The sequence below is a fragment of the Pseudomonas sp. 22085 genome, from assembly GCF_052045815.1.
Taxonomy (GTDB): Bacteria; Pseudomonadota; Gammaproteobacteria; order Pseudomonadales; family Pseudomonadaceae; genus Aquipseudomonas; species Aquipseudomonas glycinae.
This window is the reverse complement of sequence record NZ_JBQEQA010000003.1, coordinates 85,345-101,770: the sequence shown is the minus strand read 5'-3', so window position 1 is coordinate 101,770 and position 16,426 is coordinate 85,345. Positions and strand designations below refer to the sequence as shown.

The following is a 16,426-nucleotide window of genomic DNA, read 5'->3' as shown; positions in this document are numbered from 1 at the left end:
GTTAATGAACCTCGACCACAGAGCCCTGCAAACGCTGCAAGGCATCGTTGACCGCGTCCGGCATCAGCTGGCGCAGGCAGTTGTAATGGCCGAAACGGCAGGTGCGGTCGAAGCAAGGGCTGCAATCGAGGCCCAGACGGACGATTTCCACGTGTTCGGCCAGCGGCGGGGTGAAACCCGGCGAGGTCGAACCGTAGACCGCCACCAACGGGCGATTCAATGCTGCGGCCACGTGCATCAGGCCGGAATCGTTGGAGACCACCGAATCGGCGCAGGACATCAGGTCGATGGCCTCGGCCAGCGAAGTGCCGCCGCTCAGATTCACGGACTCTTCGCGCAAGCCCGGAATCAGCCGCGCGCGGATGTCTTCGCCGACCGCGTGATCGTTCTTCGAACCGAACAGCCAGACCTGCCAGCCTTCGCGAATCCGCGCTTCGGCGACCTTGGCGTAATGCTCGGACGGCCAGCGCTTGGCTTCACCGAATTCGGCGCCGGGGCACAACACCAGCACCGGACGGTCGAGGGTCAGGCCGAACTTGGCCAATGCGGCCTCGCGGGTCACCGGGTCGATTTGCAGGCTCGGGCGCGGATAGGGTTTCGGCAGCTCGGCGTTCGGTTCAAAGGCCAGCGCCATGAAACGCTCGATCATCAGCGGATAACGTTCTTTATCCAGCGTGCGCACGTCATTGAGCAGGCCGTAGCGGAATTCGCCGCGCCAGCCGGTGCGTTTCGGGATGCCGGCGAAGAACGGCACCAGCGCCGACTTCAAGGAGTTCGGCAACAGGATCGCCTGGTCGTACTGGCCGGCCAGGGATTTGCCGATCCGCCGACGGGTCGCCAGCTCCAGTGCGCCGTGGCCGAGCGGGAAGCTCAAGGCCTTGCGCACTTCGGGCATGCGTTCGAGGATCGGCCGGCTCCACTCCGGGGCCAGCACGTCGATTTCGCACTGCGGGTGGCGCTGCTTGAGACACTGAAACAGTGTCTGCGCCATCACCATGTCACCGACCCAACTGGGCCCAACGATCAGAATATTCATGTGGTTTCCATAAACGAACCGGGGAGGCTTTACGCCTCCCCGCCTCGAGAATCAGCTTAGCCCCAGCTCACGCCAGATCCGCATCACCTGCCGCCGTTCGTCCGCGAACTGATCGCCCGGTATCACCCCGGCGTCCTTCTGCAAGGCCTGCCGGTGGGCGGCGGAACGATAGGCCTTATAGGCCTCGCGCAACAGGCTGGCGTCTTCGGCCGGCATCAGCCCTTCGTGTTCCAGCTCTTCGAGAATGCGGATATTGTCCGTCCAGCGCAGCAACGGCGGGTGGGTCTGCGACCACGCCAGGGCCGCGTATTGCACCATAAATTCAATATCGACGATACCTCCGGCGTCCTGCTTGAGGTCGAACGGCGCCGTGGCCTCGAAGGCATTCGCCCCGGTACCGGCGGCGGTGCTCTTGCTGCCGAGGTTGTCGCGCATCTTGGCGCGCATCTCGCTCACTTCCTGTTGCAGTTTTGCCAGATCCCGCGCCTTGCCCAGCACCTGGGCCCGGACATTCTCGAAGGCCTGGCCGACATCCTTGCTACCCACCAGCACCCGCGCCCGCACCAGCGCCTGATGTTCCCAGGTCCAGGCTTCATTTTCCTGATAGCGCGCAAACGCGCCGAGCGAACTGACCAGCAGGCCGGACGCCCCGGACGGACGCAGGCGCATGTCCACTTCGTACAGCTGGCCGGAGTTGGTCTGCGCCGTCAGCAAGTGAATGATCCGCTGGCCGAGCCGGGTGAAGAATTGGGTGCCATCGATCGGTTTCGGGCCATCGGTTTCGGCCTGCTGGTCACCATCATGGATGAACACCAGATCCAGATCCGAACCATGCCCCAACTCGATCCCGCCGACTTTCCCATAACCGACAATGATGAAGCCGGGATCGCACAGCGTGCCGTCAGTGCGCAGCGGCGTGCCGTACTTGGCCACGGTCTGACGCCAGGCCAGCGCCAGCACCTGCTCCAGAATCGCCTCGGCCAGCCAGGTCAGGTAATCGCTGACTTTCATCAACGGCAGGCTGCCGGCGATTTCCGACGCGGCGACGCGCAAGCGGTGCGCCAGTTTGAAATGACGCAGGGCTTCCATCTGTTGTTCGAGGTCGTCTTCCGGGATCCGGGTCAGGCGCTCGCGCAGCTCGGCAGCCAGCTCCGGTGCCAGCGGTGGCTTGAACAGCCGGCCTTCGTTGAGCAATTCATCGAGCAGCAGCGGAAAACGGGTGATCTGCTCGGCGATCCACGGGCTGGCGGCGCATAGCGTCAGCAACCGCCGCAGCGCGCCGGGGTTTTCGGTCAGCAGCACCAGATAAGCCGAACGCCGGGCCACCGCCTCGACCAGCGGCAGGACGCGCTCCAGCACCAGATCGGGATTTTCGTGTTCCACCGCCTGAGCCAGAAGGCGCGGAATAAAGGCGTCGAGACGTTCGCGCCCCAGACGCTGCATCGCCCGCAACTGCGGGCTGGCACGCAGGCTCGCCAATGCCTTCAAGGCCTTGGTCGCGTCAGCGAAACCGCCCTCCTCCAACTGGCGACAGGCGGCCTCTTCGTCCTGAGCTTCTTCCCACAGCGGCAGCCATTCACCGCCGACCACCACTTCACTCTCGGCGCCTTCGTCCTCATCGGGATCGGCGATCACTTGCGCGAAGTGCCAGGCCACCCGGCCGCGCCAGAACATCAGCTTCTCGTGGAACGCTTCCCAGTCGGCGAAACCGAGCATGAACGCAATGCGCGCCTGATCCTGAGCGCTGTCCGGGAGCATCTGGGTCTGACGGTCGGCAATCGCCTGGATCGCGTGTTCGGTGTAACGCAGGAATTCGTAACCTTCGCGCAGCTCGCTGATGACGGCAGGCGGCAGATAGCCCTGCCCTTCAAGCGTGCTCAACACCTTTAATAGAGGGCGCTGTTGCAGACTCAGGTCGCGTCCGCCGTGAATCAGTTGAAAGGCCTGGGCGATGAACTCGACTTCGCGGATACCGCCGGAGCCCAGCTTGATGTTGTCGGCCATGCCCTTGCGCCGCACTTCCTGCTGGATCAGTTGCTTCATGGTGCGCAGCGCTTCGATCGCCGAGAAGTCCAGATAACGCCGGTAAACGAACGGCCGCAGCATTTCCTGCAACTGCTCGCCTGCCACCTGATCGCCGGCCACCACCCGAGATTTGATCATCGCGTAGCGTTCCCAGTCCCGGCCCTGATCCTGGTAATACTGCTCCAGCGCATTGAAGCTCAGCACCAGCGCACCGGATGAGCCGTACGGGCGCAGGCGCATGTCGACGCGGAACACGAAACCGTCGACGGTGATCGGGTCGAGGGCCTTGATCAGGCGCTGGCCGAGACGGATGAAGAATTCCTGGTTATCCAGCGGGCGCTTCACGCCGACGGTTTCGCCGCCCTCGGGGTAGGCGAAGATCAGATCGATGTCCGAGGACAGGTTCAGCTCGACCGCGCCAAGCTTGCCCATGCCGAGGATGACCATCTGCTGCGGTTCGCCGCTGCGCCGACCGGTCGGCGTGCCGAACTGCTCGCAATGGCGGCGGTACAACCATTGATAGGCCTGATCGATGCTGGCGTCGGCCATGTCCGAAAGGTCGCGGCAGGTCTGCACCAGATCGGCCTGACGGTTAAGGTCGCGCCAGATGATCCGCACCTGATGCCGGGTGCGCTGGCGACGCAGGACGCGGCCCAGCTCATCTTCGGTCTGCGCGGTGCTCACCGCCTCTGCAATCTGCCCGCACAACTCGCCGCGGGCGAACGGCCGGTCCAGTTCGCCGGACTGTACCAGCGACAACAACATCAAAGGGTCACGAACGCTCTGTTCAATGACGAAATCGCTGGCGGCGCTGACGCGGGCGAACTGCGCCCAGCGTTCCGGCGTCCAGGACGAGAAGCCGTGATCGTCTTCCAGTTGCGCGACGGCCGCACGGAACGACTGCTCCGATCGGCTGACCAACGGCAGGAGAATGGCGGGCAGTTCGGCAAGCGCGGGCAGGGTCATGGTCTATCCTTGATCGGCGTGTAAATGGCCGCTTGTAGTGATGATTGAAAAACCGCTACGCGAAGGACTGTCGAACAAAAGTGAGAAATAGCTGAAATTTCTTTTTCTTTGGCAGCCAGCATCAAACTTTCACCTTTTCCGGATGGCCAAAGACCAACCTTAACGATTATTCTCACAACGCAGTCGGAGGCCACAAGCCTTTCATCTGTAGTTTTACTACTCGTCTATACATTCGAAAGGCTGAAATGCCGGATGATTTGTAGTAAAACTACACGCCGCCGGAACAACCTGTCGGCAATCCAAGAATTTTAAATCGTCTGCCCACAAGGCCAGTCGCAAACTCAGGCAACCGATTCTGGAAGCCTTTCCGCCCTGGAGCAAGCCATGCAAGACCTCGATCCCGTCGAAACCCAGGAATGGCTGGACGCCCTGGAATCGGTTCTCGACAAAGAAGGCGAAGACCGTGCTCACTATCTGATGACCCGTATGGGTGAACTGGCAACCCGCAGCGGTTCGCAGCTCCCTTACGCCATCACCACGCCTTACCGCAACACGATCCCCGTTACCCACGAAGCACGCATGCCTGGCGACCTGTTCATGGAACGCCGCATTCGCTCGCTGGTACGCTGGAACGCGATGGCCATGGTAATGCGTACGAACCTGAAAGATTCTGACCTGGGTGGTCACATCTCCAGCTTCGCTTCCAGTGCGACCCTGTACGACATCGGCTTCAACTACTTCTTCCAGGCCCCGACCGACGAACACGGCGGCGACCTGATCTACTTCCAGGGCCACACCTCGCCAGGCGTATACGCCCGTGCATTCATGGAAGGCCGCATCACCGAAGACCAGATGAACAACTTCCGCCAGGAAGTCGACGGTCAGGGCCTGTCGTCTTACCCGCACCCTTGGCTGATGCCTGACTTCTGGCAGTTCCCGACCGTTTCGATGGGTCTGGGCCCGATCCAGGCGATCTACCAGGCTCGCTTCATGAAGTACCTGGAACACCGCGGCTTCATCCAGCCGGGCAAACAGAAAGTCTGGTGCTTCCTGGGCGACGGCGAGTGCGACGAGCCGGAATCCCTGGGCGCCATCTCCCTGGCCGGCCGCGAGAAGCTGGACAACCTGATCTTTGTCATCAACTGCAACCTGCAGCGCCTCGACGGCCCGGTTCGCGGCAACGGCAAGATCATCCAGGAACTCGAAGGCGTGTTCCGCGGTGCTCAGTGGAACGTGACCAAAGTCATCTGGGGCCGTTTCTGGGACCCACTGCTGGCCAAAGACGTCGACGGCATCCTGCAACGTCGCATGGACGAAGTCATCGACGGCGAGTACCAGAACTACAAAGCCAAAGACGGCGCGTTCGTTCGCGAACACTTCTTCAACACGCCTGAACTCAAGGCGATGGTTGCAGACCTGTCCGACGACGAGATCTGGAAACTCAACCGTGGCGGCCACGACCCGTACAAGGTCTACGCGGCGTACCACGAAGCGGTCAACCACAAAGAACAACCGACCGTCATCCTGGCCAAGACCATCAAGGGTTACGGTACCGGTGCGGGCGAAGCGAAGAACACCGCGCACAACACCAAGAAAGTCGACGTCGACAGCCTGAAGCTGTTCCGCGACCGCTTCGACATCCCGGTGAAAGACGAAGAGCTGGAAAACCTGCCGTTCTTCAAGCCAGAGCCAAACAGCGCCGAAGCCCGTTACCTGGCCGAGCGTCGCGCCGCACTGGGCGGTTTCGTGCCTCAGCGTCGCGCCCAGAGCTTCAGCGTACCGACTCCGGATCTGGACACCCTCAAGGCGATCCTCGACGGTTCCGGCGACCGTGAAATTTCCACCACCATGGCGTTCGTGCGGATCCTCGCGCAACTGGTCAAGGACAAGGAAATCGGCCCGCGCATCGTTCCGATCATCCCGGACGAAGCCCGTACCTTCGGCATGGAAGGCATGTTCCGTCAGCTGGGCATCTACTCGTCCGTCGGCCAGCTCTACGAGCCAGTCGATAAAGACCAGGTGATGTTCTACAAGGAAGACCAGAAAGGTCAGATCCTTGAAGAAGGCATCAACGAAGCGGGCGCCATGAGTTCCTTCATCGCCGCCGGTACTTCGTACTCCAGCCACAACCAGCCGATGCTGCCGTTCTACATCTTCTACTCGATGTTCGGCTTCCAGCGTATCGGCGATCTGGCCTGGGCTGCCGGCGACAGCCGCACCCGTGGCTTCCTGATCGGCGGCACCGCCGGCCGTACCACCCTGAACGGCGAAGGCCTGCAGCACGAAGACGGTCACAGCCACCTGCTGGCTGCCACCATCCCGAACTGCCGCACCTACGATCCGACCTACGGCTACGAGCTGGCGGTGATCATTCAGGACGGCATGAAGAAGATGACCGAAGAGCAACAGGACATCTTCTATTACATCACCGTGATGAACGAGTCCTACCAGCAGCCAGCCATGCCGGCCGGTGCCGAAGAAGGCATCAAGAAAGGCATGTACCTGCTCGAAGAAGACACCCGCGATGCGGCGCATCACGTACAGCTGATGGGCTCCGGCACCATCCTGCGTGAAGTCCGTGAAGCGGCGAAGATCCTGCGTGAAGAGTTCAACATCGGCGCCGATGTGTGGAGCGTCACCAGCTTCAACGAACTGCGTCGCGACGGCCTGGCCGTAGAGCGCAGCAACCGTCTGAAACCAGGCCAGAAGCCTAAGCGCAGCTACGTCGAAGAGTGCCTGAGCGGCCGTAAGGGTCCGGTCATCGCCTCTACCGACTACATGAAACTGTTCGCCGAGCAGATCCGTCAGTGGGTACCGTCCAAGGAATTCAAAGTCCTGGGCACCGACGGTTTCGGCCGCAGCGACAGCCGCAAGAAACTGCGTCATTTCTTCGAAGTCGACCGTCATTTCGTGGTGTTGGCAGCCCTGGAAGCACTGGCTGACCGTGGCGATATCGAACCTAAAGTCGTGGCCGAGGCCATCACCAAGTTCGGCATCGACCCGGAAAAACGCAACCCACTGGACTGCTGAGGAGAAACTCTGTGAGCGAACTCATTCGCGTACCTGACATCGGCAGCGGTGAAGGTGAAGTAATCGAACTGTTTGTGAAGGTCGGCGACCGTATCGAAGCCGACCAGAGCATCCTGACCCTGGAGTCGGACAAGGCCAGCATGGAAGTGCCGGCCCCGAAGGCCGGCGTCATCAAGAGCCTGAAAGTGAAGCTGGGCGATCGCCTGAAGGAAGGCGACGAACTGCTGGAACTGGAAGTCGAGGGCGCCGCGCAAGCGGCCCCTGCTCCGGCTGCTGCGCCTGCCGCCAAGGCCGAAGCTGCACCGGCCGCCGCGCCTGCACCGGCTGCGCCAGCCGCTGCCCCTGCTGCCGCTTCGGTTCAGCAAGTGCACGTGCCGGACATCGGTTCGTCGGGCAAGGCCCAGATCATCGAGATCCAGGTCAAGGTCGGCGACAAGGTCGAGGCTGATCAGTCGCTGATCACCCTGGAATCCGACAAGGCGAGCATGGAAATCCCGTCGCCTGCCGCTGGCGTGGTCAAGGCCATCAGCGTCAAGTTGAACGACGAAGTCGGCACCGGCGACCTGATCCTGGATCTGGAAGTGGCGGGTGCTGCGGCCCCTGCTGCTGCCGCTCCGGCCCAGGCTGCTGCGCCAGCCGCTGCCGCTGCTCCGGCGCCGGCCGCTGCACCTGCCGCACCGGTTGCCGACAGCGTTCAGGACATCCACGTTCCGGACATCGGTTCGGCCGGCAAGGCCAAGATCATCGAAGTGCTGGTCAAGGCTGGCGACAGCGTTGAAGCCGACCAGTCGCTGATCACCCTGGAGTCCGACAAGGCGAGCATGGAAATACCGTCGCCTGCCGCTGGCGTGGTGGAAAGCATTTCCATCAAGCTGGACGACGAAGTCGGCACTGGCGACCTGATCCTCAAGCTGAAAGTCAAAGGCGCCGCTCCGGCTGCTGCCCCGGCTCCAGCTGCCGCTGCTGCACCGAGCGCTCCGGCGCCAGCTGCTGCTCCGGCTGCCGCTGCACCCGCTGCCGCCGCTCCGGTTGCTGCTCCAGCCAAGCCTGGTGCGAAAGTTCACGCCGGCCCTGCCGTGCGTCAACTGGCTCGCGAATTCGGCGTCGAGCTGAGCGCTGTCGGCGCCAGCGGTCCGCACGGTCGCATCCTGAAAGAAGACGTACAGACTTACGTCAAAGCCATGATGCAGAAGGCCAAGGAAGCACCGGCCGCTGCTGCTGGCGCAACCGGTGGCGCGGGCATCCCGCCGATTCCGGTCGTCGACTTTAGCCGTTTCGGCGAAATCGAAGAAGTGCCGATGACCCGCCTGATGCAGGTCGGCGCCGCCAACCTGCACCGCAGCTGGCTGAACGTGCCGCACGTGACGCAATTCGACTCGGCGGATATCACCGAGCTGGAAGCGTTCCGCACCGCACAGAAAGCTGTCGCAGAGAAGGCTGGCGTCAAGCTGACCATTCTGCCGCTGCTGCTCAAGTCCTGCGCACACCTGCTCAAGGAACTGCCGGACTTCAACAGCTCGCTGGCTCCAAGCGGCAAGGCGATCATCCGCAAGAAATACGTGAACATCGGCTTCGCCGTCGACACCCCGGATGGCCTGCTGGTACCGGTCATCAAGAACGTCGACCAGAAGAGCCTGCTGCAACTGGCCGCCGAGGCCGCTTCCCTGGCTGAAAAAGCCCGGACCAAGAAGCTCTCGTCGGACGAGATGCAAGGCGCCTGCTTCACCATTTCCAGCCTCGGCCACATTGGCGGCACCGGCTTCACGCCGATCGTCAACGCGCCGGAAGTGGCGATACTCGGTGTTTCCAAGGCAACCATCCAGCCAGTCTGGGACGGCAAAGCCTTCCAGCCGAAACTGATGCTGCCACTGTCGCTGTCCTATGATCACCGTGTGATCAACGGCGCCGCTGCTGCACGCTTCACCAAGCGTCTGAGCGACCTGCTGGCGGACATCCGCACCATCCTGCTGTAAAGCGCTCGGCCCTCCGGCAACGGAGGGCCGACTGCGTTCCACGTTTTCGAGCGCCACACGCTCGTACCTCAACCCCGTCAGTTTGGCGGGGCTTTTTTTTGCCTGGAATAACTGTCGTCTGCACTTTTCCCACAACTTGCGCTGATATAGGCCACGACTTCAGTCCACTTCAAATTGATATTTTTCAGCGACAGACAACTAACCTTGGCGCATCAAAGTTGCACCGACAAACGAGACAACTTTATTACCCACCAACACTTATTCGAATGGATTCGAACATGCTGAAACCTACTGTCGGCCCGATCGTTGGCCATACAACAACTAATCAGGCGCGGATCTTTATTCGCGGCGGACTGCAACAGAACACTGCCGTATTTGCCGGAATTCGTTACCGACCATTGGACTCGAAACAATGGCAGACGGGGCAGTTTGTAAAACTTGATTCAACTCGCGACATGACTGAAGTGCTGGTGCTCGATCATTTGCAAGCCGACACGGACTACGAATACCAGACCGGCTGGTTCAGCCCGATGAGTCCTGTCCATACCATCCACAGCGTGGCGGAGTTGCCGCTGCAATGGCCACGGGAAACCTATCGCCTGCGCACCCGCAGCAGCCAGCCCTTGCAGCCGCGCGCCTACATCCTCGGCTCCTGCCGTTACCTGCGCATGACCGCCGGCATCCCGGTGCTGCCGCATCCGGGCGACCGGATCTTCGCGTCCATCAGCCAGTTGATCGAGGGGGCACAACCGGCAATCAGCGCAATCATGATGTGTGGTGATCAGATCTACGCGGACGATTTGAACCTGTTGGCCCCGGATCGCGACTATGACGAGATCATTGCAAAGTATCGTGCGGCGTTTTCCCTGCCCAATATCCGCCGACTGATGTCCGGCACTTCGACTTACATGATTCTTGATGATCATGAAATAGAGGACAACTGGCCAATGAACGCCAACGAGTCCGACATAGCGCTCTATCGCAATGCAATGGCGGCTTACGATATCTATCAAGCGAGTCATAGCCCGATCTGCTCAACAACAACTAATGGAACAGTTGATCCCACATCACTTGAGCATTACTGGTATCAATTCAGCGATGGCGATATCGAATGGTTTGTGACGGACAGTCGAACTCGCCGCAACTTGTCGACCGAGAACCGCCGCATCCTCGACGAAGAACAGGAACAGGCCTTGTGCAAGTGGTTGGTCGAAAGCCCGGCGCGGGTCAAGTTCGTGGTCACCAGTGTCATGTTTTACCCCGACCGCAAAATGAACGGCGATGATGCCTGGGCGGGTTTCCCCGAACAGCGCCTGCGTCTGCTGGAAATCATCTGCCTGCATCGGATCAGGAACGTCGTGTTCATTTCAGGCGACGTGCACGGCTCGTTGACCAGTCGCCTGAGCCACAGCGAAGACCCTGACTTCGAAGTGCACACCGTCGTGTCTTCACCGCTGAGCAACAGCAAACTGCTGCCCTACGCCACCGCCGCCACCTTCATTCTCGATCAGCCATTGACGCAGACCGAGGCAGGCACATACCGGCACGCGCTGACCAGCCAGGTCATCAGCCAGGACAACTTTGCACACATGGTGGTCGAGGCCGAGCGGATCCAGGTCAACTATCACGACCGGGATGGCAGGCACCTGCAATCCATCGATATTCCGTTGCGATGAATCCAGCGGTGCGACCGTTCCGGATGCCAAAAGGCTCTGGAACGGTACTCTCCACGCCTAATAGCATTAGTTTCCGGCTACCGCTGGAGAAATGTTCACTGCAGCCGACATATTCTTATAGCACTTGGCCTTCATGTCTCTTGTCAGTCGGTGCCGCAATGATGCAACCTTGCCGCAGGCAACAGTAAAGAGGGCGCGAGCCCGGCGCGTTCAGCAAATTTCCAAGCGAGTTCCCTTCATGAAGAGCCAACCCGATGCCGCCAGCCGTATGGTGGCCGAGGTAGTGACGCAGTTGCCTGTGCCCTCGCGGCTCGGCATGCTGCGTTTCGAGCGCTTGAATGAAGCCAGTTGGGCCATGTTGTTTCTCGATCCCAACTGTGAACGCCAGTTCGGCCAGCCCGCCGTCGAGCTCTGCGCCCTGGTCGGCTCGCCCTACGCCAGCCTGATGGAGCCCGAAGCGCGCTATCAACTGCATGATGCGATCCAGCAACAACTCGGCCAAAGCCCGCATTACCTGGTGCGCTATACCCTGCACACCGCCGCCGGCGCGCTGAGCATTCTTGAGCTCGGCGAAGCTTACAAACAGCACAACCGCCACTTGCTGCGCGGTTACCTGCTGGCGGTCGACAATGTGTTCGACGAGGCACCTTCGCTGCCGTCCGTCGACCTTGAAACCCAGAATTCACGCCTGCAAATCGCCCTTGAGCTCAACCAGCGTGCCCAGCAGGAACAGCTGCAACATCTGGAGCGGGTGCGCGCCCAGCAGGATCTGATCCTGTTGCTGGCCCGCCAGCGCTACAGCAGCCAGAACTCCCTGCAGGAAGCGGCCGAGCTGATCACCCGCTGCGCCTGCGATATCTATGAAATCGACTGTGCCAGCCTGTGGAACCTCGAAGGCCAGAAGTTGGTGCCGATTTCGGCGTACCACCGTGCTACCCAGGAATACATCCTGCCGGACGTGATTGATGTCAGCGGCTTCCCCGATTACATGGAAGCCTTGCACGGCAGCCGCGCCATCGACGCGCACAATGCGATGCGCGACCCGCGTACCCGGGAAATGGCCGAGGCCCTGCGCCCGCGTGACGTCAACGCCATGCTCGACGCCAGCATCCGCGTCGACGGCCAGGTGGTCGGCGTGTTGTGCCTGGAGCAGACCGGTGTCACCCGCGCCTGGCAGTCCGACGAAATCGCCTTTGCCGGTGAACTGGCCGACCAGTTCGCCCAGGTCATCAACAACCACAATCGCCGCACCGCCACCAGCGCCCTGCACCTGTTCCAGCGCGCGGTCGAGCAAAGCGCCAACGCCTTCCTGCTGGTCAATTGCGACGGCGTGGTCGAGTACGTCAACCCGAGCTTCACCGCGATCACCCAGTACACCACTGAGGAAGTCCACGGCCAGCGCCTCTCGGAGCTGCCGGCCCTGGAAAACCTCAGCGAGTTGCTGTTCGACGCGCCCTCCGCGCTGGCCAAAAGCAATAGCTGGCAAGGCGAATTCAAGAGCCGCCGCAAGAACCTCGAACCCTACTGGGGCCAGTTGTCGATTTCCAAGGTCTACGGTGACAACCGTGAGCTGACGCATTACATCGGCATCTACGAAGACATCACCCAGACCAAACTGGCGCAGCAGCGCATCGAGCGCCTGGCCTACACCGACAACCTGACCAACCTCGGCAACCGGCCTGCATTTATCCGCAACCTGGATGAACGCTTCGCCCGTGACAGCGATACGCCGATCAGCCTGCTGCTGGTGGACATCGACAACTTCAAGCGGATCAACGACAGCCTCGGTCACCAGACCGGCGACAAACTGTTGATCAGCCTGGCCCGGCGCCTGCGCAACAGCCTGAGCCCGAGCGGCAGCCTGGCGCGGTTCGCCAGTAATGAATTCGCGGTGTTGCTCGACGACACTGACCTTGCCACCGGGCAGCAGATCGCCAACCAATTGCTGGCGACGCTGGATAAACCGATGTTCGTCGACAACCAGCTGATCAGCGTCACCGGCTCCGTGGGCCTGGCCTGCGCGCCGCTGCACGGCCGCGACCCGCAAACCCTGATGCGCAACGCCGGCCTTGCCCTGCACAAGGCCAAGGCCAACGGCAAACACCAGGTGCAGGTGTTCACCGAAGCGCTGAACGCCGAGGCCAGTTACAAACTGTTCGTTGAGAACAACCTGCGCCGCGCCCTGACCCAGAACGAGCTGGACGTGTTCTACCAGCCGAAGCTGTGCCTGCGCAGCGGCCGATTGCTGGGCATGGAAGCGCTGCTGCGCTGGAATCATCCGGAGCGCGGCATGATCCGCCCGGATCAGTTCATCAGCGTCGCCGAGGAAACCGGCCTGATCATCCCGATCGGCAAGTGGATCGCCCGCCAGGCCTGCCGCATGAGCAAGGCGCTGACCGCCGCCGGCATGGGCAATCTGCAAGTGGCGATCAACCTGTCGCCCAAGCAGTTTTCCGACCCGGATCTGGTGGCCTCGATCGCCAACATCCTCAAGGAAGAAGCGCTGCCGGCCAATCTGCTGGAACTGGAACTGACCGAAGGCCTGCTGCTGGAAGCCACCGAAGACACCCACTTGCAGCTCGACCAGCTCAAGCGTCTGGGCCTGACCCTGGCCATGGACGACTTCGGCACAGGCTACTCGTCGCTCAGCTACCTGAAAAAATTCCCGATCGACATCATCAAGATCGATCGCAGCTTCATCCACGAAATCCCGGACAACCAGGACGACATGGAAATCACCTCCGCCGTGATCGCCATGGCCCACAACCTGAAACTCAAGGTCGTGGCCGAAGGCATCGAGACCGCCGAGCAGCTGGCGTTCCTGCGCCGGCACCGCTGCGACGTCGGCCAAGGCTACCTGTTCGACCGGCCGATTCCGGGCGGCGAGCTGATCCAGGCGCTCAAGCGCTACCCGCGCGGCCCGCTCTGCCTGTAAATCCCAAGGCAGTACCCGCACATTTTGCCTAGTGATTAACGGGGCATCATTGGGCACACTGGCGGTCAGACTTTTACATCCCATCCTGACTGAGAGGAACGATCATGGTTCTGCGCTCGGAAATTCTGGTGAACAAAAACGTGCTACCGACTAAAGAACAAGCTCTGCCAGGCCGCGAAACCGCAATGGCCCTGCCTGAAAAACACTTTGTTTTCACCGAAACGCCGTTGCTTGGTCCGTTCTTTCAGGACGTCGACTTCGCGATCTTCGGCCTGGGCTGCTTCTGGGGTGCCGAGCGCCGCTTCTGGCAGCGCGAAGGCGTGGTCAGCACCGTGGTCGGTTACGCCGGCGGTTACACGCCAAACCCGACCTACGAAGAAGTCTGCTCGGGCCTGACCGGCCACGCTGAAGTGGTGCTGGTGGTGTTCGACAAGGCCAAGGTCAGCTACGAAGAGCTGCTGGCGATGTTCTGGGAATTGCACAACCCGACGCAGGGCATGCGCCAGGGCAATGACATCGGCACCCAGTACCGTTCGGTGATCTACGCGACCCATCCGGAGCAACTGGAGGCGGCGTTGAAGAGCAAGGCTGTTTATCAGGCCGAACTGTCGAAGGCGGGTCTGGGTGAAATCAGCACCGAGATTGAACAGGCGCCTACCGTTTACTTCGCCGAGGCCTATCACCAGCAGTATCTGGCGAAAAACCCGGAAGGCTATTGCGGGATTGGCGGCACTGGCGTGTGCATGCCGCCGAGTCTGGCGGGGAACTGACCGCGACCACTGATCGTTCCCACGCTCCGCGTGGAAATGCAGCCCGGGACGCTCCGCGTCCCAACAGCGGACGCAGAGCGTCCATTGAGGCGTTCCCACGCAGAGCGTGGGAACGATCATTACGTGGGAACGATCGGTCAGTGATCAGCTTTCGGCGATCAACCAATCCATCTGCCATCCACCCTGGGTCTGCCCAAGCTTTTTGGATAACCACGGCAGCAGCTCACGCAATTCTTCCTCCAGCCCCCACGGCGGATTGGCAATGGCCAGGCCAGAGCCGTTCAGGCTGTTCGGCGTATCCAGTGGATGCACCAGCAACTCGACCCGCAGCAACTTCGGCGCACCGGTGCCGGCCAGATCCTGATAGAAACGACGCAATGCGCGCTGATCCTTCACCGGATACCAGATGGCCGCCACGGTTTGGCGCATCCGCGAGATCGCCTCTTTCAGCGACGCCGCACAACGCTGCATCTCGTCGAGCTTCTCGAACGGCGGATCGATCAGCATCACCGCTCGCTTCTCGGCCACCGGCAGCAGCGCCCGCGCCACATGCCAGCCCTCGCCCAGATGCACGGCCACACGGCGGTCGCCCTTCATGTTGTCCTTGAGCAGTACGCCATCTTCCGGGTGCTTCTCGTTGAGCAACACACGATCCTGGGAACGAGTCAGACGCCGCGCCAACTCCGGCGAGCCCGGGTAATAACGCAACTGGCCATCCGGGTTCATCTCGTGCAGCACTTTCATGTAGTCAGCGGTCAGCGCCGGCAGATCCGGCTGATCCCACAACCGCGCGATGCCTTCCAGGTACTCGCCGGTACGGTTGGCCTGATCGCCCTGCAGGTCATACAGACCGATGCCGGCGTGGCTGTCGAGATAGGCAAACGGCTGCTCCTTGCGCGACATCAGGGCGATGAGGCGGGTCAAGGTCAGGTGTTTGAACACATCGGCATGATTGCCGGCATGGAAGGCGTGACGATAATTCATGGCTGCTCCTGCGAGGGCCGTGAAGTTTACCTTTTACCGGGCGGCAAGTCAGGGGTTGGGGGCTGAGTGGGTGACAACCCTCCAAAAGCCCCTGATAAAACGGGACTGCAATGAGTGGAGTCGCCCGACCAATTTAGCGCAGCATTAGCCTGATTCCGACGACTGGTACCTTTTTAAATGGAATCACGACCTCTGCCTGTCAACTTTGACAGTATCCATCTCACCGAAAACAACACCTAATCAGGTGACAGGACCAGCGTTCGTTAACGCTTGTAATGTTTCAATCCATTGCAAAGAGGATCGTCATCAATGGCACAATCCATTACCACCACATCAGGTACTGGCACTGTTGCGAAAGTCTCAATCGGCCCAGGCCCGATCCCGGGAACTCAGGCGTTTGGTCAGGATTCCATCATCAGCGTAACCCTTGATAACGGAGGTGGAACATTTGACGCAACAACGCTAACACCGCCGTCCGTAATCGCTGGAGACAGAGTCAGGGTTACGATCACCGATGGCCCGCTGGGAAAACTCATAAGTGACGTTACAAAAATCTGAAAAAACAAATGGAGAGAGCTTGTTTGGCGCGCTCAAGCGGTACGGTGCGATAAGCCGACAAGCTCCCTCGTCTCAAGGCTATGCCTCGCCTACTAAAGCTACGAGCGTAGTCGCTTGCCAATCACATCCAACACATCACAACCATCACGCAGCGGTATCACGCAGAGCTGGGCGAAGTCGCTGAGGATGACCGAGTCGCACTCGACCGAGCCGCGCATGCACATGTTTTCCAGGACCTGGATCACGGCGCGGATGCGGTAGTTGGCGGCGTCCATCAGGATGTCGAGCGGGGCGTGGGTGTCGATGAACAGGGTGGGCATGTCGTTGCAGTTGCTGGTCAGCGCCATGAGGCGGTTGTCGGGGTGAGGGATGAAGGGTTCGTAGGGTGGATCTGGATGAAGCGTGCTCATTGTTTAATCCTCTGGTAGTGAAAGAGGCGCACACCGTTTCCCTCCTACAGGATTGGGTGGCAG

At 60.8% G+C, this 16,426-nt stretch carries 10 protein-coding genes; 5 read left to right on the top strand and 5 right to left on the bottom strand.

All coding sequences use genetic code 11. The features are described from left to right. Nucleotide 1 precedes the first annotated feature (1 nt). The 3 genes from waaF to ACTJK7_RS04340 are packed head-to-tail and all read right to left on the bottom strand — an operon-like array spanning nucleotide 2 to nucleotide 4,149. The gene (gene waaF, locus ACTJK7_RS04350; protein ID WP_011332131.1) at nucleotides 2–1,036 is read right to left on the bottom strand and encodes a lipopolysaccharide heptosyltransferase II; all 1,035 of its coding nucleotides are present in this window, start codon (nucleotides 1,034–1,036) and stop codon (nucleotides 2–4) included. A gap of 51 nt (nucleotides 1,037–1,087) precedes the next feature. Beyond that, complete coding sequence (gene glnE / locus ACTJK7_RS04345) at nucleotides 1,088–4,027, bottom strand: bifunctional [glutamate--ammonia ligase]-adenylyl-L-tyrosine phosphorylase/[glutamate--ammonia-ligase] adenylyltransferase (RefSeq protein WP_085654403.1); 2,940 nt, start codon at nucleotides 4,025–4,027, stop codon at nucleotides 1,088–1,090. Beyond that, complete coding sequence (locus ACTJK7_RS04340; protein WP_255261909.1) at nucleotides 4,024–4,149, bottom strand: hypothetical protein; 126 nt, start codon at nucleotides 4,147–4,149, stop codon at nucleotides 4,024–4,026. Before ACTJK7_RS04340 ends, glnE begins: the two co-directional genes overlap by 4 nt. 262 nt (nucleotides 4,150–4,411) lie before the next feature. Here ACTJK7_RS04340 and aceE point away from each other — a divergent pair, with 262 nt between their 5' ends. The 5 genes from aceE (at nucleotide 4,412) to msrA (ending at nucleotide 14,411) form a co-directional block, all read left to right on the top strand. After that, on the top strand, nucleotides 4,412–7,057 hold the full coding sequence (aceE, locus tag ACTJK7_RS04335; protein ID WP_011332129.1) for a pyruvate dehydrogenase (acetyl-transferring), homodimeric type: 2,646 nt from the start codon (nucleotides 4,412–4,414) through the stop codon (nucleotides 7,055–7,057). 11 nt (nucleotides 7,058–7,068) lie between these two features. Beyond that, nucleotides 7,069–9,030: a dihydrolipoyllysine-residue acetyltransferase gene (gene aceF, locus ACTJK7_RS04330; protein WP_085654404.1), complete on the top strand. Its 1,962-nt coding sequence runs from the start codon at nucleotides 7,069–7,071 to the stop codon at nucleotides 9,028–9,030. Between the two features lie 278 nt (nucleotides 9,031–9,308). Further along, nucleotides 9,309–10,706 (top strand): alkaline phosphatase D family protein, encoded by a 1,398-nt coding sequence (locus tag ACTJK7_RS04325; RefSeq protein ID WP_108559258.1) that lies wholly within the window; start codon nucleotides 9,309–9,311, stop codon nucleotides 10,704–10,706. A 238-nt stretch (nucleotides 10,707–10,944) separates the two neighbouring features. Beyond that, a complete protein-coding gene (locus ACTJK7_RS04320) occupies nucleotides 10,945–13,641 on the top strand; it encodes a putative bifunctional diguanylate cyclase/phosphodiesterase (RefSeq protein ID WP_108559256.1) in 2,697 nt (898 codons plus the stop codon). Nucleotides 13,642–13,745: 104 nt separating this feature from the next. Beyond that, nucleotides 13,746–14,411 carry a peptide-methionine (S)-S-oxide reductase MsrA gene (gene msrA / locus ACTJK7_RS04315; RefSeq protein WP_236195586.1) on the top strand — a complete coding sequence of 222 codons (666 nt, stop codon included), beginning with the start codon at nucleotides 13,746–13,748 and terminating at the stop codon, nucleotides 14,409–14,411. 144 nt (nucleotides 14,412–14,555) lie between these two features. Here msrA and ACTJK7_RS04310 read toward each other — a convergent pair whose 3' ends face one another. Both ACTJK7_RS04310 and ACTJK7_RS04305 read right to left on the bottom strand, forming a co-directional pair. Continuing rightward, nucleotides 14,556–15,395, bottom strand: coding sequence for a 23S rRNA (adenine(2030)-N(6))-methyltransferase RlmJ (locus tag ACTJK7_RS04310; protein WP_064382876.1), 840 nt, complete (start codon nucleotides 15,393–15,395; stop codon nucleotides 14,556–14,558). 656 nt (nucleotides 15,396–16,051) lie between these two features. Further along, a complete protein-coding gene (locus ACTJK7_RS04305; RefSeq protein WP_108559254.1) occupies nucleotides 16,052–16,363 on the bottom strand; it encodes a hypothetical protein in 312 nt (103 codons plus the stop codon). Nucleotides 16,364–16,426 lie beyond the last annotated feature (63 nt).

Coding starts and splice junctions, on each gene's coding strand:
- waaF (WP_011332131.1), bottom strand. CDS start 1,036: ATGAATATTCTGATCGTTGGGCCCAGTTGGGTCGGTGACATGGTGATG.
- glnE (WP_085654403.1), bottom strand. CDS start 4,027: ATGACCCTGCCCGCGCTTGCCGAACTGCCCGCCATTCTCCTGCCGTTG.
- ACTJK7_RS04340 (WP_255261909.1), bottom strand. CDS start 4,149: ATGCTGGCTGCCAAAGAAAAAGAAATTTCAGCTATTTCTCACTTTTGT.
- aceE (WP_011332129.1), top strand. CDS start 4,412: ATGCAAGACCTCGATCCCGTCGAAACCCAGGAATGGCTGGACGCCCTG.
- ACTJK7_RS04325 (WP_108559258.1), top strand. CDS start 9,309: ATGCTGAAACCTACTGTCGGCCCGATCGTTGGCCATACAACAACTAAT.
- ACTJK7_RS04320 (WP_108559256.1), top strand. CDS start 10,945: ATGAAGAGCCAACCCGATGCCGCCAGCCGTATGGTGGCCGAGGTAGTG.
- msrA (WP_236195586.1), top strand. CDS start 13,746: ATGGTTCTGCGCTCGGAAATTCTGGTGAACAAAAACGTGCTACCGACT.
- ACTJK7_RS04310 (WP_064382876.1), bottom strand. CDS start 15,395: ATGAATTATCGTCACGCCTTCCATGCCGGCAATCATGCCGATGTGTTC.
- ACTJK7_RS04305 (WP_108559254.1), bottom strand. CDS start 16,363: ATGAGCACGCTTCATCCAGATCCACCCTACGAACCCTTCATCCCTCAC.